Source organism: Pseudomonas sp. FYR_5 (genome assembly GCF_043106315.1).
Classification (GTDB): Bacteria; Pseudomonadota; Gammaproteobacteria; order Pseudomonadales; family Pseudomonadaceae; genus Aquipseudomonas; species Aquipseudomonas putida_Y.
Genome location: NZ_JBICMK010000022.1, coordinates 62,478 through 81,557, shown reverse-complemented (window position 1 = coordinate 81,557; position 19,080 = coordinate 62,478). Strand labels below are relative to the sequence as shown.

Genomic DNA, 19,080 nt, shown 5'->3' with positions numbered 1-19,080 from the left:
TATGGGCCTTCAGGAGTGTTTCTGCGGCTCGCGGATCTTGTACCAGGCCACGTACAGCGCCGGCAGGAACAGCAGCGTCAGCAAGGTCGCCACGATGATCCCGCCAATCATGGCGTAGGCCATGGGGCCCCAGAACACCTCGCGGGCAATCGGGATCATGCCCAGGCTCGCCGCCGCCGCCGTCAGCAGGATCGGCCGGCGCCGGTGGTTGGTGGCCTCCACCACCGCATCCCACGGCGACAGGCCGTGGGCTTCAAACTCGTCTATCTGGGTCACCAGAATCACCGAATTACGAATGATGATGCCCGCCAGCGCAAGGATGCCGAGGATCGCCACGAAGCCCATCGGCGTCCCCGTGGGCACCAACGCCAGCACTACACCAATCAGGCCCAGCGGCGCCACGCTGACCACCAGGAACAGCTTCTGCACGCTGTGCAACTGGATCATCAGGAAGGTCGCCATCAGGAACAGCATCAGTGGGATGACCTTGGCGATCGGCCCCTGGGCCTTGCTGCTTTCTTCAACCGTACCACCCGTGGCCACTTCGTAACCGACCGGCAGCTTGCTGGCGAACTCGTCAATTTTCGGCTTCAACTGGGCCACCAGGTCGGTGGGCTGGATGTCGCCGTTGACCGAGGCCTTGATGGTGATGGTTGGCTTGCGGTCGCGTCGCCATACCAGTGGCTGCTCCAGCTCGTAGCGCACGGTGGCGAACGACAGCAGTGGGATCGAGGTGCCGTTAGGGGTAAGAATTTGCAGGTTCTGCAGAGTATCAGGCGAGCCACGTTCGCTGTCTTCGGCGCGGGCGACCACATCGACCAGGTAGATGTTGTCGTTGACCTGGGTGATCTGCACGCCACTGACGATGCTGTTCATCACATTGGCAACATCTTCGGACGACAGGCCCAGCTGGCGTGCCTTGTCCTGGGCAATTTCCACGCGCAGCACCTTACCCGGCTCGTTCCAGTCGTAGATCATCTCGCCGATGTGCTCGTTCTGGTCGAGCAAGGTGGCCAGCTCGATGGCGTGTTTGCGTACTTGGTCGATGTCGGCACCGCTGACCCGGTACTGGATCGGCCGGCCCACTGGCGGGCCCATCTCCAGCGATTGCACGTTGGTGCCGACACCGACGAATTCTTCATGCAGGATCTTCTGCAGGCGGTCCATCAAGGCCTGACGCTCTTCGAAGCCCTTGCTGACAATCACCAGCTGCGCGTAGTACGGGTTCTGCAACTGCTGGTCGAGGGGCAGGTAGAAGCGGATCGCGCCTTGGCCAATGTAGGTACTCCAGTGCACCAGGTCCGGGTCGTCCTTGATCCGCGCCTCGAAGCGGTCGACCACCTTGCGCGTCTCCTCGATCGAAGCGTTCTGCGGCAGGTTGAGGTCGACGAGAATTTCCGGGCGGTCCGAGGACGGGAAAAACTGGTTCTGCACAAAACGCATGCAGAAGATCGACAGGGCGAACAGCACCACGGTGCCGATGATGGTCAACCAGCGGTTGCGCATGCACCATAGCAACCCGCCTTCAAATGCCCGCCCGACCCGGCCAGGCTCAGCTTCGTGGGCCTTGATCTTGTCGCTTTTGAGAATATGCACCCCAAGCACCGGGGCGAAGAAAACCGCCACCACCCACGACACGATCAGGGCAACGGCGATCACCGCGAACAGGGTGAACGTGTATTCACCCGCAGAGCTGGCGTTGAGGCCGATAGGCACGAACCCGGCCACGGTCACCAAGGTGCCGGTAAGCATGGGGAAGGCTGTGGAGGTGTAGGCGAACGTCGCCGCCTGCTCCTTGCTTTCGCCCATCTCCAGCCGCGTGACCATCACCTCCACGGTAATCATCGCATCGTCCACCAGCAGGCCAAGCGCAATGATCAGCGCGCCCAGCGAAATCCGCTGCATGGTGATGCCGCTGTACTCCATGAACACGAACACCATGGCCAGCACCAGCGGGATCGAGCAGGCCACCACCAGCCCGGCGCGCACGCCAAGACTGACAAAACTCACGGCCAGCACGATCACCACCGCCTCGAACAACGCGCTGGTGAAACCGCCGACCGCCTGCTTGACCACCACGGCCTGATCAGAAACGGTGTGTACACCCACACCCACCGGCAGGTCCTGGACCACCTGGTCCATGCGCTTTTTCAACGCCGCACCGAACACCTGAATGTTGCCGCCGGCCTTCATGCCGATGGCGAGGCCAATGGCTGTCTGGCCGTTGTAACGGAACATTGGCGAAGGCGGGTCGACGTAGCCGCGCTCGATGTCGGCGATATCGGCCAGGCGGAAGAAGCGGTCGTTGATCCTCAAGTTGACGGATTGCAGGTCTTTTTCCGAGGCAAACTGCCCGGACGTACGCACCGAGATGCGCTCCGGGCCGGCCTCGATCATGCCGGCCGGCGTCACCGCATTCTGCGCTTGAAGTGCCTGCATCACCTGGCGCTGATCAATACCCAGGGCTGCCAGCTTGCGGGTGGAGAAGTTCAGGTACAGCACTTCGTCCTGGGTGCCGACCAGCTCGATCTTGCCGATGTTGGGTACATCGCGGACCTCGGCCCGTGCCTGTTCCACGTAGTCCCGCAGTTGGCGCAGGGTCAGGCCGTCAGCGGTAAAGGCATAGATCGAGCCGAATACATCACCGAATTCGTCGTTGAAGCCCGGCCCCTGAATACCGGCGGGAAATTCGCCACGAATGTCCTGGATCTTCTTGCGCACCTGGTACCAGATATCCGGAATGTCCTTGGCCTTGGTGGTATCGCGAAGGTACACGTAGACCGTGGACTCGCCGGGGCGGGTGTAGCTTTTGGTGTAGTCGAGCGAGTCGAGTTCTTCGAGCTTCTTCTCGATGCGGTCGGTAACCTGGTACAGGGTTTCGTCCTGAGTCGCACCGGGCCAGCGGGTCTGGATGACCATGGTCTTGATGGTGAACGACGGGTCTTCCTCGCGGCCCAGGTTGAAGTAGGAAAAAATCCCCATCAACAGGCTAACGAACATCAGGTACCAGACGAACGATTGATGCTTGAGTGCCCAGTCGGACAGGTTGAAGCTTCCTTTCATTGCGCATCCTCGTCGAAGGTGACCTTCTGGCCAGGCTTGAGGCTGTTGACGCCGGCTGTGACCACGCGTTCACCGGGCTGCACGCCGGAGCTCAGTACGATGCTGTCAGCGGTGCGGTCGATCAGCGCTACGTCACGGGTGGCCACGGTCTTGTGTTGCGTATCGATCACCCACACCTGGGTCTTGCCGTCACGCTCAAGCAAGGCACTCAGGGGCAGTTCGCTGCGCGGGGACACTTCCGAGCTAAGGGTCACACTGATGGAGGTGCCGAGGTGGAAGGCCGCCGGTGTGCTGGCCAGGGTCAGGCGAGCACGGCGGGTACGGGTGGTGGCATCAGCCTGAGGCTCCAGTTCGCGCAGGCTCGCTGTGGTATTGATGGTCGGGTCCAGTTGCGAGGCAACAGTGAAGGTCAGGTCTTTGCTCAACTGCTCGGCCAGATCGATCGGCAGGTCGATGACCGCTTCCTTCACGTCCGGCCGGGCCAGGGTCACCACGGCTTGACCAGCGGTTACAGTTTGCCCGGCTTCGGCCTGCCACGCGGTAATCACGGCAGCGTGATCGGAACGCAGGGTGCTGTAGTCGAGCTGATCACGGGCCTGGCTGACGGCGGAGCGGGCCTGTTCCAACGCTGCGCTGGTGGTTTTCAGGTTGGTCTGGGCGATATCCAGCTGTGCCTGGGCGCCAACCCCACGGTCATACAACTGCTGCTGGCGACGGGCATCGGCCTGGGCGTTGATCCACTGTGCCTGCACCTTGGCCAGATCGCCTTCGGCAGCGCGCAGCTGGTTTTGCTGGTCGGTCGGGTCCAGGGTGGCCAAGGTGTCGCCCGGTTTCACCTGGGCCCCGACGTCCAGCCAGCGCCGGGCAATACGCCCGGAAACCCGGAAGCCCAAAGTGCTTTCGAAGCGCGCCTGGATACTGCCGGCGAAGCGGCCCAGCTGCGACTGCACCTGAGGTTCCACCTTGACCGACAGCACTGGCCGGATCGCCTCTGGAGCCTCTTCTTCGCTACTGCAACCAACCAGCAGCACACCGGCCGACAGCATCAGCAGCAGACGCTTCATAGCTCACCCCCTGGGGCCTTGGCGTCGACTTTCTGCACCTGCATGCCGGGGTGCAGCAACTGGCCACCGTTGACCACCACGGTCTCACCGCCTTTCAGGCCGCTGGCGATCACGATCTTGCCGGTGAGGTAACGGCGGATCTCGACTTTGCGCAGTTCCACCTTGTCGCCCTCGCCCACCACCCACACGGCAGGCTCATGCAGGGCCTTGGTCAGCGCCGACCAAGGCAGCTCGACGCTGGGCCGGCCCTGGGCATTGGTGGTGGCAGTAACCGGTGCCCCCAACTGCATCCCGGGCGGCACGTCCTTGAGCCCCACCTTGACCTGCACGGTGCCGCTTTGCGCGGACACGGTGGGGGTGATTTCTCGCACGAAGCCACGGGCCTGGACCTTGGGATCGTCCAGCAGGCTCACGACTACCCCGGCATCGCTGGGCGGTGCCACCAACAAGGATTCATAAACGTTGAACACCGCATCGCGGTCGCCATCGACGGCCAGGCTGAAGATCGGCATGGTCGCCTGCACCACCTGGCCAACCTCGGCCTGGCGCTCGGTGATTACCCCGGCAGCCTCGGAGACCAGTGCGGTGTAGCTGAGTTGCTCGTTGGCATTGGCCAGTTGCGCCTGGGCGGCCTTGAGCGCGCTCTGGTTGCTGCGCAGCGCGGCCTCGGCAGCATCGTATTCGCTCTGGCTGGTGTAGCCCTTGGGCAGCAGTTTTTGCTGGCGCACGAAGGCTGCGCTGGTCTGGGTGACCCGCGCCTGTGCGGCGAACACTTCGGCCTTGGCCGAGTCGACATTGTTCTGCAGGTCTTTCGGGTCGAGCCGGGCCAGCACCTGGTTGGCCTTCACGTGATCGCCCACGTCGACGCTACGCGAAATGATCTTGCCGCCGACGCGGAATGACAATTCGGTCTGCACCCGCGCCTGTACGTCGCCGGTCAGGGTGACCCTGGCAGCGAAATCGGTGGGTTGTACCTGCTGCACACCCACCCGAGGCAGCGTCTCGGGGACCTCTTCCTTGCTACAGCCGGTGAGCATGTACAACAACCCCAGACAGACGACCGACAGCGGAGGCATCAACGCCATGCTGGCTCCTTGCTTGCGCACAAATGATTTGTGGGATGCGACTGTGAGCGTAGTTCAGGGTTCGATAAACATCACTGGCGGGGATCATTCCGGCATTATCACAGCCGGTGCGGGCCTCTTCGCGGGTGAACCCGCTCCCACAGAGATCGTGCCTATGCTGAATTCTGTGCAGTACCTGTGGGAGCGGGTTCACCCGCGAATGGGCCAGTACAGGTACATATAACCTCTGCCATATCCAGAAACCATCCACTTCATTGCGCAGGCATCACAGTTACTACCTTTGGGAGGTCATCTGTTTGCAAGGAAGAACCTGATGCCCAGGGCTCAATCCCATCTGCTTCGTCGTGGTCGCTATTCAGAGCTCGGCAGACTCTATCTGCTGACCACCGCTACCCATCAGCGCAAGCCGCTATTCGATGAATTCCACCATGCACGCTTGGTCATTCATCAATTGCGGCAATCCGATCAGGAACAAGCCTGCCGTTCACTGGCCTGGGTGTTGATGCCCGACCATCTGCATTGGCTGATCGAATTGAAAGGAGCAACGCTGGATACCTTGATGCGCAGGTTCAAGTCCAGGTCCAGTCTCGCGTTACATCAAGCAGGGGTTGAGCATCATCCGGTATGGCAGCCTGGATATCAGGACCGGGCACTGAGAAGGGAGGAAAGCATAGTGCATGTCGCCAGATACATAGTTGCCAACCCGTTGCGGGCCGGCTTGGCAAAAAGTGTCAGGGACTATCCACACTGGGATGCAGTCTGGCTTTGAATGTGTGCTGGGGGAATTCGCGGGTAAACCCGCTCCCACAGCGACCGCGCACATTTTAAAGGTTGTGCACTACGACTGTGGGAGCGGGCGTGCCCGCGAAAGGGCCGGGTCAGGCCGACGCAGCCACCTGCGCCGAGCGCTTGACCTGCGGCTGCGAAGCGTTGGCCGCAGCACCCTCTTCGATCGCCTGCTGAATCGCCTTGCGACGACGCTCTTCGGCCTGGCGGCTGAAGTACCAGACGAAGAAGGTCACCAGCGATACCGACAGCAAGATCAGGCTGGCCACGGCGTTGATCTCCGGTTTCACACCCAGGCGCACCGCCGAGAATACTTCCATTGGCAAGGTGGTAGAACCCGGACCGGACACGAAGCTGGCCAGTACCAGATCGTCCAGCGACAGGGCGAACGACATCATGCCGCCCGCCGCCAGCGACGGCGCGATCATCGGGATGGTGATCAGGAAGAACACCTTCCACGGCTTGGCACCCAGGTCCATCGCCGCTTCCTCGATCGATAGGTCCAGCTCACGCAGGCGAGCCGACACCACCACCGCCACATAGGCCGCACAGAACGTGGTGTGGGCAATCCAGATGGTGACGACCCCACGCTCCTGGGGCCAGCCGATCGACTGCGCCATGGCCACGAACAGCAGCAACAGCGACAGACCGGTGATCACTTCGGGCATTACCAGCGGCGCAGTGACCAGGCCACCGAACAGCGTGCGGCCCTTGAAGCGGGTGACACGGGTCAGTACGAAGGCTGCCAGGGTACCTAGTGCCACCGCTGCCACCGCCGTGTAGCAGGCGATTTCCAGCGAGCGCATCACCGAACCCATCAGCTGGGTGTTGTCGAGCAGGCCGACGTACCACTTGATCGACCAGCCCCCCCACACCGTCACCAGCTTGGAGGCGTTGAACGAGTAGATCACCAGGATCAGCATCGGCAGGTAGATGAACAGCAAGCCGAGCACCAGCATCAGCTTGGAGAAACTGAAGCGTTTCATGCGCGGCCCTCCATCTCTTTGGCCTGGCTACGGTTGAACAGCAGGATCGGCACGATCAGGATCGCCAGCATTACCACCGCCAGGGCAGATGCCACCGGCCAGTCACGGTTGTTGAAGAACTCCTGCCACAGCACTTTACCGATCATCAGGGTTTCCGGACCGCCCAGCAGTTCCGGGATCACGAACTCGCCCACCACCGGAATGAACACCAGCATGCAGCCGGCGATGATGCCGTTTTTCGACAGCGGTACCGTGATCTTCCAGAAGCTGTTGAAGGTGCTCGAACCCAGGTCGGATGCAGCTTCGAGCAGGCTCGGGTCATGCTTCACCAGGTTGGCGAACAGCGGCAGGATCATGAACGGCAGGTACGAATAGACCACGCCGATGTATACCGCCAGGTTGGTGTTGAGGATCTGCAACGGCTGGTCGATCAACCCGGTCCACAGCAGGAAACCGTTGAGCAGGCCGTTGTTGCTGAGGATACCCATCCAGGCATAGACGCGGATCAGGATCGCGGTCCAGGTGGGCATCATGATCAGCAACAGCAGGACCGTCTGGGTCTCCTTCTTGGCATTGGCAATGGAGTAGGCCATCGGGAAGCCGATCAGCAGGCACAGCAGGGTGCTGAAGAAGGCCATCTTCAACGAACCCAGGTAGGCCGCAAGGTACAGATCATCCTCGGTCAACAGCCCGTAGTTGGCCAGGTTGAGGACCAGTTGGACCTTGTCTTCGACGTAGGTGTAGATCTCGGTATACGGCGGAATTGCCACATCAGCTTCGGCAAAACTGATCTTCAGGACGATGAAGAACGGCAGCATGAAGAACAGGAACAGCCAGATGAACGGCACGCCGATCACCAGATGCCGCCCCTCCGGGACCAGACGCTGGAAGGCTCGCTTGAGCTTGCGCAGTTTCATGACCGCAGTACCACGCCGCTGTCGTCTTCCCACCATACGTACACTTCATCGCCCCAGGTAGGACGGGCACCCTGGCGCTCGGCGTTGGCGACGAACGACTGGACGACCTTGCCGCTCGGCAGTTCCACATAGAACACCGAGTGGCCACCCAGGTAGGCGATATCGTGCACCTTGCCGCGCGACCAGTTGTGCTCGAACTCGGGCTGCTTGGTGGTTACCAGCAGTTTCTCCGGGCGCAGGGCGTAGGTGATGTGCTTGTCTTCAACCGAAGTGGTGATGCCGTGGCCCACGTAGATCTTGCGCTCCAGTTCCGGGCTGGCAATGATCGCGTAGCCTTCGGCGTCATCGACCACGTCACCTTCGAACAGGTTGACGTTACCGATGAACTCGCACACCAGGCGGCTGGTAGGTGTCTCGTAGATGTCCACTGGCGAGCCGATCTGGGCGATCCAGCCCAGGTGCATGATGGCGATGCGCTGGGCCATGGTCATGGCCTCTTCCTGGTCGTGGGTCACCATCACGCAGGTCACACCCACGCGCTCGATGATCTCGACCAGCTCCAGCTGCATCTGCGAACGCAGTTTCTTGTCCAGTGCCCCCATTGGCTCGTCGAGCAGCAACAGCTTGGGGCGCTTGGCCAGCGAGCGGGCCAACGCCACACGCTGACGCTGGCCGCCCGACAACTGGTGCGGCTTGCGCTTGGCGTACTGGGTCATGTGCACCAGTTTGAGCATCTCGGCCACGCGCGCATCGATCTCGGCCTTGGGCAGCTTGTCCTGCTGCAGGCCGAAGGCGATGTTCTGTGCCACGGTCATGTGCGGGAACAGTGCGTAGGACTGGAACATCATGTTGATCGGCCGCTCGTAGGGCGGCATGTCGGTGATGTCGACGCCATCGAGGAAGATCCGACCTTCGCTAGGGCGCTCGAAGCCGGCCAGCATGCGCAGCAAGGTAGACTTGCCGGAACCGGAGCCACCCAGCAAGGCGAAGATCTCACCCTTGCGAATTTCCAGGGACACATCGTCCACGGCTACCGTTTCGTCGAACTTTTTCGTGACCCGGTCGATCTTGACCAGCACCTGCTTGGGTTGCTGGTCACCCTCGAGGGCTTTTTTATAGGCACCGGAGGCAACTGCCATGAGTGAAACTCCCAACAAGATTTTTGTGCCCGCGCGGCCAGACCTGCAGAGGCCGCCGCGGGTCTGGATTTTTTACTTGCCCGACTTGACCTTGGTCCAGCTACGGGTCATCAGCCGTTGCACCTTGGGTGGCAACTCTGAGTTCACGAACATCTTGTTCAGCACTTCCTGCGGTGGGTAAACCGCAGCGTCAGTCCTCACGGCCTGGTCCATCAGGTCGCCAGCCTTGGGGTTCGGGTTGGCGTAACCGACGTAATCACTGACCTGGGCGATAACCTCAGGTTTCAGCAAATAGTTGATGAAGGCATGCGCCTCTTTGACGTTCTTGGCGTCCTTGGGGATCGCCAGCACGTCGAACCAGAGGTTGCCGCCTTCCTTGGGAATGGCGTAGGCCAGGTTCACGCCCTTCTTCGCTTCTTCAGCGCGGGCCTTGGCCTGGAACACATCACCCGAGAAACCTGCCGCGACGCAGATGTCGCCGTTGGCCAGGTCGGTGATGTACTTGGACGAGTGGAAGTAGGTCACGTACGGGCGCACCGCCAGCAGCTTCTGCTCGGCCTTGGCGTAATCCTTGGGGTCGGTGCTGTTCGGGTTGAGGCCCATGTAGTTGAGCACCGCTGGCAGCATTTCGTCCGCCGAGTCGAGGAAGGCCACACCGCACTTGGAGAGCTTCTTCATGTTTTCGGGCTCGAACAGCACGGCCCAGGAGTCGATGGTATCCACGCCCAGCGCAGCCTTGACCTTGTCGACGTTGTAACCGATGCCGTTGGTGCCCCACAGATAAGGCACCGCGTACTGGTTACCCGGGTCGTTCTTTTCCAGGCGCTTCATCAATGCCGGGTCGAGGTTGGAATAGTTGGGCAGCAGGTGCTTGTCGAGCTTCTGGAACGCGCCCGCCTTGATCTGCTTGCCGAGGAAATGGTTGGACGGCACCACCACGTCATAACCGGTGTTACCGGCCAGCAGCTTGCCTTCCAGGGTTTCGTTGGAGTCGAACACGTCTTGCACAGACTTGATGCCCGTGGCGCTCTCGAAGTCCGCGAGTGTGGTCGGGCCGATGTAGTCGGACCAGTTATAGAAGTGCACCGTCGGCGCCGCTTGGACGCTGCATGCCAGCGTCAGGCCCGCGCCGGCCATCAAGGCCTTGCGGAATACAGAAATAGACAAGTGGGGGTCCTCACAATCAGTGCCTGGGTAGCGACAATGCTGCCGCACACGCAAAACCGGCGCGCAACTTAACTTCGCAGCTTCGATGCCGCAATCATCAATTACCTTTCAATGGCTCTGGGCCGAAAAAACCGGCCCAGAGCTGTCGCATCGGACTTACTTGCCCGACTTGATCTTCGTCCAGCTGCGGGTGATCACTCGCTGCACAGAAGCGTCAGGCGCAGCGATCGCGTACAGCTGCTTCTTCACTTCGGCAGGCGGGTAGATGCTCGGGTCGCTGGTGATGTCTTTGTCCACGAACTGGGTAGCAGCAGCGTTACCGTTCGGGAAGCGCACGGCGTTGGTGATTTCAGCCATGATTTCCGGCTGCATCAGGAAGTTCATGAACTGGTAGGCAGCGTCTTTATGCTCGGCATCTTTCGGGATGGCGACCATGTCGTAGAAGGTCCCGGCACCTTCCTTCGGAATGACGTAGTCCACTTTGACCTTGTCGCCCGCTTCATGGGCACGGGCCTTGGATTGCTCCAGGTCACCCGAGTAACCGACGGCTACACAGATGTTGCCGTTGGCCATATCGCCAATGTACTTGGACGAGTGGAAGTAGGTGATCGAAGGACGGATCTTGAGGAACAGGTCCTCGGCGGCCTTCAGGTCTTCTTTCTTGGTGCTGTCGGTCGGCTTGCCGAGGTAGTGCAGCGCAGCCGGGAGCATTTCGGTCGGGGCGTCGAGGAAGCTCACGCCGCAGCTCTTGAGCTTGGCGATGTTCTCAGGCTTGAACACCACGTCCCACGAGTCGATCTTGTCCACGCCCAGCGCAGCCTTGACCTTCTCCGGGTTGTAGCCGATGCCGATCGAGCCCCACATATAAGGGAAGGCATGCTTGTTGCCCTTGTCGCTGGCATCGCCAACGGCCTTGAGCAGGTCGGGGTCGAGGTTTTTCCAGTTCGGCAGTTTCGAACGGTCCAGTTCCTCGTACACACCCGCCTTGATCTGCTTGGCCAGGAAGTTGTTCGACGGCACGACGATGTCATAGCCCGACTTGCCTGCCAGCAGCTTGGCTTCCAGGGTTTCGTTGCTGTCGAAGACGTCGTACTTGACCTTGATACCCGTCTGCTTCTCGAACTTGGCGATGGTGTCCGGAGCGATGTAGTCCGACCAGTTATAGACGTTCAACACTTTGTCTTCAGCCTGAACAGCGGAGGCCATGGCGCCCATCAGGGCGGCGGCCAGCAACGTTTTGCCCATTTTATTCATGCGTAATGCTCCAGAATTTTTATTTAGCAACTGTCCAGCAGCCAGAACCCACGGTGCAGAGCGTGCGGCGACTGAAACAGCCGCTAGTCTGGCAAGTTACAAGGCCCTGTATCAAGGAAAGCAGGGCCATGTAACGGCTTAATGTCACAACGCTAGCCTAGCAAACGCTTATCGAATCGCCTCAAGGGTAAGATCCAGGCACTTGCGTGCCTTTTCCACCAGTTCGTCGATCTCCGCATGGCTGATTACCAGCGGCGGCGCGATGATCATGGTGTCACCCACCGCACGCATGATCAGGCCGTTCTCGAAGCAGAAGGTGCGACAGATCATGCCCACGCCCTTGCCCTCGTAACGGCTGCGGGTGGCCTTGTCCTTGACCAGCTCGATCGCACCCAGCATGCCCAGGCCGCGTACTTCACCCACCAGTGGATGGTCCTGCAGCTCGCGCAAACGCTTTTGCAAATACGGTGCCGCATCTGTGCGCGCCTTCTCGACAATTTTCTCGTCACGCAGGATGCGCAGGTTTTCCAGGCCCACCGCGGCCGCCACCGGGTGGCCGGAGTAGGTGAAACCGTGGTTGAAGTCGCCGCCTTCGCTGATCACCTTGGCCACGGTGTCACGCACGATCACACCGCCCATGGGGATGTAACCAGAGGTCAGGCCTTTCGCGATGGTCATCAGGTCGGGCTTGAGGTCGTAATAGTCCGAACCGAACCACTCGCCGGTACGGCCGAAGCCGCAGATCACCTCGTCGGCGACGAACAGGATGTCGTACTTGGCGAGGATCTCCTTCACCTTCGGCCAGTAGGTTTCCGGCGGGATGATCACGCCACCTGCGCCCTGGATCGGCTCGGCGATGAAGGCAGCGACGTTGTCTTCGCCGACTTCGAGGATCTTCTTCTCCAACTGCTCGGCAGCCCAGACACCGAATTCGTCAGGGGTCATGTCGCCGCCCTCGCCGAACCAGTAAGGCTGAGGGATGTGAACGATACCCGGGATCGGCAAGCCACCCTGCTCGTGCATGCCGCTCATGCCACCCAGGCAAGCACCGGCGAAGGTGGAACCGTGGTAACCGTTGATACGACCGATGATGGTCTGCTTGTGCGGTTTGCCCTTCAGCGCCCAGTAGTGACGCACCATCCGCAGCACTGTGTCGTTGCCTTCGGAGCCGGAGCCGGTGAAGAACACATGGGTCATACCTTTCGGCGCCACATCGGTGATCGCCTTGGCCAGCTCGAGCGCCGGCGGGTGAGCGGTCTGGAAGAACAGGTTGTAGTACGGCAGCTCGCGCATCTGTTTTTCTGCCGCCTGCACCAGCTCTTCACGGCCGTAGCCGACCGCCACGCACCATAGACCGGCCATGCCGTCGAGGATCTTGTGCCCCTCGCTATCCCACAAATGCACACCCTGGGCCTTGGTGATGATGCGCGGCCCCTTCTCCTTCAGTTGCTTGTAGTCACTGAAGGGTGCGAGGTGATGCTCCCCGCTCAGGGCTTGCCATTCACGGGTTTGCGGGTTGTTGACGCTCATGTGCTTCTCCGTTATTGGACCGCCGCGCTCCTGCGGCACCAGGGTTGATCAGACAGCGAACAGCAGGAACTCACGCTCCCAGGAACTGATGACGCGCTTGAAGTTTTCGTGCTCGGCGCGCTTGGTGGCGACATATCCGGTAATGAATTTCTTGCCCAGGTACTGCACCAGCGCACGGCTGTTTTCCATGCGTTCCAGGGCGTCTTCGATGGTCAGGGGCAGGCGCAGGTTGCGGCGTTCGTAACCACGCCCCTGCACTGGCGCGCTGGCCTCGATACCTTCGACCATGCCGATGTAGCCACACAGCAGGCTGGCGGCGATGGCCAGGTAAGGGTTGGCGTCGGCGCCCGGCAGGCGGTTCTCGACGCGCCGGCTTTGCGGGCCGGCATCCGGTACGCGCAGGCCGACGGTGCGGTTTTCTTCGCCCCACTCCACGTTCACCGGCGCCGAGGTGTCGGGCAGGAAACGGCGGAACGAGTTGACGTTAGGCGCGAACAGCGGCAGCGCCTCGGGGATGAACTTCTGCAGGCCGCCAATGTGGTTGAGGAACAGCTCGCTCATGCTGCCGTCTTCATTGCTGAAGATGTTCTTGCCGGTCGCCACGTCGACCACGCTCTGGTGAAGGTGCATGGCACTGCCTGGCTCGCCGGTCATCGGTTTGGCCATGAAAGTGGCGGCCACGTTGTGCTTGAGCGCCGCTTCGCGCATGGTGCGCTTGAACACCAGGATCTGGTCGGCCAGGTGCAAGGCGTCGCCGTGACGGAAGTTGATTTCCATCTGCGCCGTGCCGTCTTCGTGGATCAGCGTGTCGAGGTCCAGTTGCTGCAGCTCGCACCAGTCGTAGACGTCTTCGAACAGCGGGTCGAATTCGTTGGCCGCTTCGATCGAGAACGACTGACGGCCGGTTTCCGGGCGACCGGAACGGCCAACCGGGGGCTGCAGCGGAAAGTCCGGGTCCTCGCTGCGCTTGGTCAGATAGAACTCCATCTCGGGGGCGACGATCGGCTGCCAGCCCTTGTCGGCGTAAAGCTTGAGCACTTTTTTCAGCACGTTGCGCGGCGACAGTTCGACCGGGTTGCCCTTCTTGTCGTAGGTGTCATGAATGACCTGCGCGGTCGGCTCGATGGCCCACGGCACGAGGAACACGGCGTTCTCGTCAGGGCGGCAGATCATGTCGATGTCTGCCGGGTCGAGCAGTTCGTAATAGATGTCGTCGTCGACGTAGTCACCGGTCACGGTCTGCAGCAGTACGCTCTCGGGCAGCCGCATGCCTTTCTCGGCGATGAATTTGTTGGTTGGCGAAATCTTGCCGCGCGTGATGCCGGTCAGGTCGCTGATCATGCATTCGACTTCGGTGATCTTGTGCTCTTTCAACCAATCGGTGAGCTGGTCGAGGTTGTTACTCATAAATACCTCAGGAGGTAAGGTGGTCCACGACTTGATTCTGGATGGAGTAGATTGCTAAAGCAAAAACCCACGCGCAGAGCCACAGTGGATACACTGAAATCAGCTGTGTCCGTAATGAGTTCAAAAGGCAGGAAGACGAAGCGAAGGGCGGCAAGCCGCTGCGAGGACCGGTCCGGGAACGCGAAACGTCAATTATTGCGGCCAGGGCGACCACGCCATTGACGAAGCCTGCAAAAACGACGGAAGTACCCGATGGCACTGCGCAGGCAGTGCTTTCAGGTCGCGGCAAGCGGACCATGTGACCCTCGTATTATTGTGTTCTGGGTTGAGACCGAGCTTAGCCTTGTTCATTTTTTTACACAACACCTCCGTAAAAAATAAAACACGGCGTACCGGAGATAGCCCTTTACGCAGGAAATAGCGGATAATGGTTTGCCCCGATATGCAGCAAATCTGCCGTAGATGTGCCATTTCAGGGCATCATGGGGTTGGCTTGACATCAGTATCTCTTTTCGATTGACTGGTCTTGCAAGCCCCCCTTGATTGATATTTTTAACAACAAAGGTGTTGCATCATGTCGGTACCCCCGCGTGCCGTTCAGCTTAACGAAGCGAACGCGTTCCTTAAGGAACATCCTGAGGTTCTCTACGTTGACCTTCTGATTGCAGATATGAATGGTGTGGTGCGTGGCAAGCGCATTGAGCGCACCAGCCTCCACAAGGTTTACGAGAAAGGCATCAACCTGCCTGCTTCCCTCTTCGCCCTGGACATCAACGGCTCCACCGTCGAAAGCACCGGGCTGGGCCTGGACATCGGCGATGCTGACCGCATCTGCTATCCCATTCCCGATACGCTCTGTAACGAGCCGTGGCAAAAACGCCCCACCGCCCAGTTGCTGATGACCATGCACGAGCTGGAAGGCGAGCCGTTCTTCGCCGACCCGCGCGAAGTGCTGCGTCAGGTGGTGACCAAGTTCGACGAACTGGGCCTGACTATCTGCGCCGCATTCGAACTGGAGTTCTACCTGATCGACCAGGAGAACGTGAACGGCCGGCCGCAGCCACCCCGCTCGCCAATTTCGGGCAAGCGCCCCCAGTCGACCCAGGTGTACCTGATCGACGACCTCGACGAATATGCCGACTGCCTGCAGGACATCCTCGAAGGCGCGAAAGAACAAGGCATCCCGGCCGACGCCATCGTCAAGGAAAGCGCTCCGGCGCAGTTCGAAGTCAACCTGCACCACGTGGCCGACCCGCTCAAGGCCTGCGACTACGCGGTACTGCTCAAGCGGTTGATCAAGAACATCGCCTACGACCATGAAATGGACACTACCTTCATGGCCAAGCCCTACCCGGGCCAGGCAGGCAACGGCCTGCACGTGCACATTTCCGTGCTGGACAAAGATGGCAACAACATCTTCACCAGCGAGGATCCCGAGCAGAACGCCGCGCTACGTCACGCTGTCGGCGGTGTGCTCGAGACCCTGCCCGCGTCCATGGCATTCCTTTGCCCGAACGTCAACTCGTACCGCCGCTTTGGCGCGCAGTTCTACGTGCCGAACGCGCCGAGCTGGGGCCTGGACAACCGCACCGTGGCGCTGCGCGTGCCAACGGGCTCCGCGGACGCCGTGCGCATTGAGCACCGCGTGGCCGGTGCCGACGCCAACCCGTACCTGATGATGGCTGCGGTGCTGGCGGGCGTGCACCATGGCCTGACCAACAAGGTCGAGCCGGGCGAGCCGATCGAAGGCAACTCGTACGAGCAGCTGGAGCAGAGCCTGCCGAACAACCTGCGCGATGCCCTGCGCGAGCTGGACGACAGCGAGATCCTGAACAAGTACATCGATCCGAAGTACATCGACATCTTTGTCGCGTGCAAGGAAAGCGAGCTGGAAGAGTTCGAGCACTCGATCTCCGACCTCGAGTACAACTGGTACCTGCATACCGTGTAAACGAAAACGCCGCCCCTCAAGGGCGGCGTTTTTTGTTTGAGACCGGTGTCGCCTGCTTCGCGGGCACGCCCGCTCCCACAGGTAAGCCATAGGATTCAGCCCTCGAAATTACCCTGTGGGAGCGGGCGAGCCCGCGAAGAGGGCGGCCCAGGCTTACAGGGGCTTCTCGAAAATCTTCGAATTGCGCTGGTAGTTGTACAGCGAAGCCCGCGCCGCCGGCAGCCGCTCCACCCCACTCGGCGCAAAGCCGCGCTCGCGGAACCAGTGCGCCGTGCGCGTAGTCAGCACGAACAAAGTACTCAAGCCCATCTGCCGTGCCCGGCTCTCGATCCGTTCCAGCAGCTCGTCCCCACGCCCGCCATGGCGGTACTCCGGGTTCACCGCCAGGCAAGCCAGCTCCCCGGCCTCGGAATCGGCAATCGGGTACAGCGCCGCACAGGCGATAATCATGCCCTCGCGCTCGACCACGCTGAACTGCTCGATCTCTCGCTCCAGCACTTCGCGTGAACGGCGCACCAGGATGCCCTGCTCTTCCAGCGGGCTGATCAACTCCAGCAAGCCACCCACATCCTCGATAGTCGCCTCGCGCACCACTTCGAACTGTTCCTGCGACACCAGCGTACCGCCACCGCCACGGGTGAACAGCTCGGTGAGCAGCGCGCCGTCCTCGGCATAGCTGACGATATGGCTGCGCGCCACACCGCCTTTGCAGGCCTCGGCCGCAGCATCCAGCAGTTCGCCCTGGTAGTCGCTGCCAAGACGCTGCAGATGCGGGGTAACCTGCTGCGGGCGCAGTTCGCGCACCAGCCTACCGTCAGCGTCCAACAAGCCCGGCTCGGCGCCGAACAACAGCAGTTTGTCGGCGCCCAGTTCGATGGCCGCGCGAGTAGCCACGTCTTCGCAGGCCAGGTTGAAGATTTCCCCGGTAGGCGAGTAGCCCAAGGGCGACAACAGCACGATGGAGCGCTCGTCGAGCAGGCGGCTGATGCCCTTGCGGTCGACCCGGCGCACTTCGCCAGTGTGGTGGTAGTCCACGCCTTCGAGCACACCGATCGGCCGCGCGGTGACCAGGTTGCCGGACGCCACGCGCAGGCGCGAGCCCTGCATGGGCGAAGCGGCGATGTCCATCGACAGCCGCGCTTCAATGGCCAGGCGCAGGGCGCCGACGGCATCGATCACGCAATCCAGGGTAGCCGCATCAGTAATACGCATGCCCCGGTGGTAGTGCGGGGTCAGGCCGCGATCGGCCAGCCGGCTTTCGATCTGCGGGCGCGAACCATGCACCAGCACCAGCCGCACGCCGAGGCTGTGCAGCAGCACCAGGTCGTGGACGATGTTGCCGAAATTAGGGTGTTCCACCCCATCGCCAGGGAGCATGACCACGAAGGTGCAGTCGCGATGGGCATTGATATAGGGGGATGCATGACGCAGCCAGTTGACGTAATCGGGCATGACAGAGCCTGTGGATAAGTGGACGGAGAACGGCGATGCAGGGGGCGTTCAGGATCATCGTCGGAACAGGCTTGCGGTCACGCGCGGTCTCCTCTAGGCAGGAACGAATCAGTTCGATTGACGTTTAGTGCAGGCAATAGTGCCGGATCAGGTCACGCAATAGACGCACGGTAGGCTCGATTCGTGACATTTCAAGGTATTCGCCAGGCTGGTGGGCGCAGGCAATGTCGCCAGGGCCCAGCACAATGGTCTGGCAGCCCAGTTGCTGAAGATAAGGTGCTTCGGTGCCGAACGCCACCGCTTCAGCACGATGACCGGTCAGGCGCTCCGCGACCTGAACCAGTTCGACATCGGCAGCCTGCTCGAACGGCGGCACCTCCGGGAACAGCGGCGCATAGTCGATGCGCACCTCATGGCGCTCTGCAACCGGCAGCAGTTTTTCGCGAATGGCCGCGCGCAGTTGCTCCACATCCATGCCCGGCAGCGGCCGCAGGTCGAACTCCAGGGCGCACTGGCCGCAGATACGGTTGGGGTTGTCGCCGCCGTGGATGCAGCCGAAGTTCATGGTCGGGGTCGGCACGGTGAATTGGGGGTTGCTATAGGTTTGTTGCCACTGCTGGCGCAGGCCCATCAGCTCGCCCATGACCGCATGCATGGCCTCCATGGCGCTGCGGCCCAGGCTTGGGTCCGACGAATGGCCGCTGCGACCGAGGATGTCGATGCGGTCCATGAGGATGCCCTTGTGCATGCGGATCGGCCGCAGCCCGGTAGGCTCACCGATGATCGCTGCACGGCCCAGTGGCTGGCCGGCCTCGGCCAGGGCACGGGCGCCGGACATGGAGCTTTCTTCGTCGCAGGTGGCAAGGATCAGCAGCGGCTCCTTGAAGTCGTGCTCCAGCAGCGGGATGACCGCTTCGATGACCAGGGCGAAGAAGCCCTTCATGTCGCAACTGCCCAGACCGACCCAGCGGCCATCGGTCTCGGTAAGCTTCAACGGATCGCTGGCCCACAACTGTTCGTCATAGGGCACGGTATCGCTGTGCCCGGCCAGCACCAGCCCTCCCGGGCCGGTGCCACGGCTGGCCAGCAGGTTGAATTTGCCGGGGCTGACCTGCTGGATATCGCACTTGAAACCCAGGTCGCCCAGCCAACCGGCCAGCAGGTCGATAACCTGGCGGTTGGACTGGTCCAGCGCAGGTTGGGTACAGCTGACCGAAGGCGCGGCGATCAAGGCGGCAAACTGGTCTTTCAGCGTCGGCAACGGCATGCGCGTACTCCT

The 19,080-nt window shown here is 61.2% G+C and carries 14 protein-coding genes; 2 read left to right on the top strand and 12 right to left on the bottom strand.

Annotated features, from left to right (window positions below):
• Positions 1-9: 9 nt before the first annotated feature.
• The 3 genes from ACF8RA_RS02785 to ACF8RA_RS02775 are packed head-to-tail and all read right to left on the bottom strand — an operon-like array spanning position 10 to position 5,212.
• Positions 10-3,063, bottom strand: coding sequence for an efflux RND transporter permease subunit (locus ACF8RA_RS02785; protein ID WP_392518764.1), 3,054 nt, complete (start codon positions 3,061-3,063; stop codon positions 10-12).
• Complete coding sequence (locus ACF8RA_RS02780) at positions 3,060-4,127, bottom strand: efflux RND transporter periplasmic adaptor subunit (RefSeq protein WP_176682807.1); 1,068 nt, start codon at positions 4,125-4,127, stop codon at positions 3,060-3,062. Before ACF8RA_RS02780 ends, ACF8RA_RS02785 begins: the two co-directional genes overlap by 4 nt.
• Entirely contained in the window at positions 4,124-5,212 is a 1,089-nt protein-coding gene (locus ACF8RA_RS02775; RefSeq protein WP_392518763.1) for an efflux RND transporter periplasmic adaptor subunit, read from the bottom strand. The genes ACF8RA_RS02780 and ACF8RA_RS02775 overlap by 4 nt, the downstream gene beginning before the upstream one ends.
• Positions 5,213-5,525: 313 nt before the next feature.
• On the opposite strand from ACF8RA_RS02775, the gene ACF8RA_RS02770 reads away from it, so the two are divergent.
• Positions 5,526-5,981 (top strand): transposase, encoded by a 456-nt coding sequence (locus ACF8RA_RS02770; RefSeq protein ID WP_176682809.1) that lies wholly within the window; start codon positions 5,526-5,528, stop codon positions 5,979-5,981.
• 109 nt (positions 5,982-6,090) lie between these two features.
• Here the strand turns inward: ACF8RA_RS02770 and ACF8RA_RS02765 are convergent, their stop codons facing one another.
• From ACF8RA_RS02765 to ACF8RA_RS02735, 7 genes are all read right to left on the bottom strand, one after another.
• Positions 6,091-6,984 carry an ABC transporter permease subunit gene (locus ACF8RA_RS02765; protein ID WP_021783554.1) on the bottom strand — a complete coding sequence of 298 codons (894 nt, stop codon included), beginning with the start codon at positions 6,982-6,984 and terminating at the stop codon, positions 6,091-6,093.
• Positions 6,981-7,901, bottom strand: coding sequence for an ABC transporter permease subunit (locus tag ACF8RA_RS02760; protein ID WP_176682810.1), 921 nt, complete (start codon positions 7,899-7,901; stop codon positions 6,981-6,983). Before ACF8RA_RS02760 ends, ACF8RA_RS02765 begins: the two co-directional genes overlap by 4 nt.
• On the bottom strand, positions 7,898-9,040 hold the full coding sequence (gene potA, locus ACF8RA_RS02755; protein ID WP_021783552.1) for a polyamine ABC transporter ATP-binding protein: 1,143 nt from the start codon (positions 9,038-9,040) through the stop codon (positions 7,898-7,900). Before potA ends, ACF8RA_RS02760 begins: the two co-directional genes overlap by 4 nt.
• 72 nt (positions 9,041-9,112) lie before the next feature.
• A complete protein-coding gene (locus ACF8RA_RS02750) occupies positions 9,113-10,207 on the bottom strand; it encodes a polyamine ABC transporter substrate-binding protein (RefSeq protein WP_176682811.1) in 1,095 nt (364 codons plus the stop codon).
• A gap of 156 nt (positions 10,208-10,363) precedes the next feature.
• On the bottom strand, positions 10,364-11,461 hold the full coding sequence (locus ACF8RA_RS02745) for a polyamine ABC transporter substrate-binding protein (RefSeq protein WP_209969265.1): 1,098 nt from the start codon (positions 11,459-11,461) through the stop codon (positions 10,364-10,366).
• A 168-nt stretch (positions 11,462-11,629) separates the two neighbouring features.
• Positions 11,630-12,991, bottom strand: a complete 1,362-nt coding sequence (locus tag ACF8RA_RS02740) for an aspartate aminotransferase family protein (protein ID WP_176682813.1) — start codon at positions 12,989-12,991, stop codon at positions 11,630-11,632.
• A gap of 48 nt (positions 12,992-13,039) precedes the next feature.
• Positions 13,040-14,398, bottom strand: a complete 1,359-nt coding sequence (locus tag ACF8RA_RS02735) for a glutamine synthetase family protein (protein WP_003253727.1) — start codon at positions 14,396-14,398, stop codon at positions 13,040-13,042.
• A 574-nt stretch (positions 14,399-14,972) separates the two neighbouring features.
• On the opposite strand from ACF8RA_RS02735, the gene ACF8RA_RS02730 reads away from it, so the two are divergent.
• The gene (locus ACF8RA_RS02730) at positions 14,973-16,349 is read left to right on the top strand and encodes a glutamine synthetase family protein (protein ID WP_021783548.1); all 1,377 of its coding nucleotides are present in this window, start codon (positions 14,973-14,975) and stop codon (positions 16,347-16,349) included.
• A 153-nt stretch (positions 16,350-16,502) separates the two neighbouring features.
• Here the strand turns inward: ACF8RA_RS02730 and argA are convergent, their stop codons facing one another.
• Together argA and argE are read right to left on the bottom strand one after the other, a co-directional pair.
• Complete coding sequence (gene argA / locus ACF8RA_RS02725; RefSeq protein ID WP_176682814.1) at positions 16,503-17,801, bottom strand: amino-acid N-acetyltransferase; 1,299 nt, start codon at positions 17,799-17,801, stop codon at positions 16,503-16,505.
• Between the two features lie 124 nt (positions 17,802-17,925).
• Positions 17,926-19,068, bottom strand: coding sequence for an acetylornithine deacetylase (gene argE / locus ACF8RA_RS02720; protein ID WP_021783547.1), 1,143 nt, complete (start codon positions 19,066-19,068; stop codon positions 17,926-17,928).
• Between the last annotated feature and the right edge of the window lie 12 nt (positions 19,069-19,080).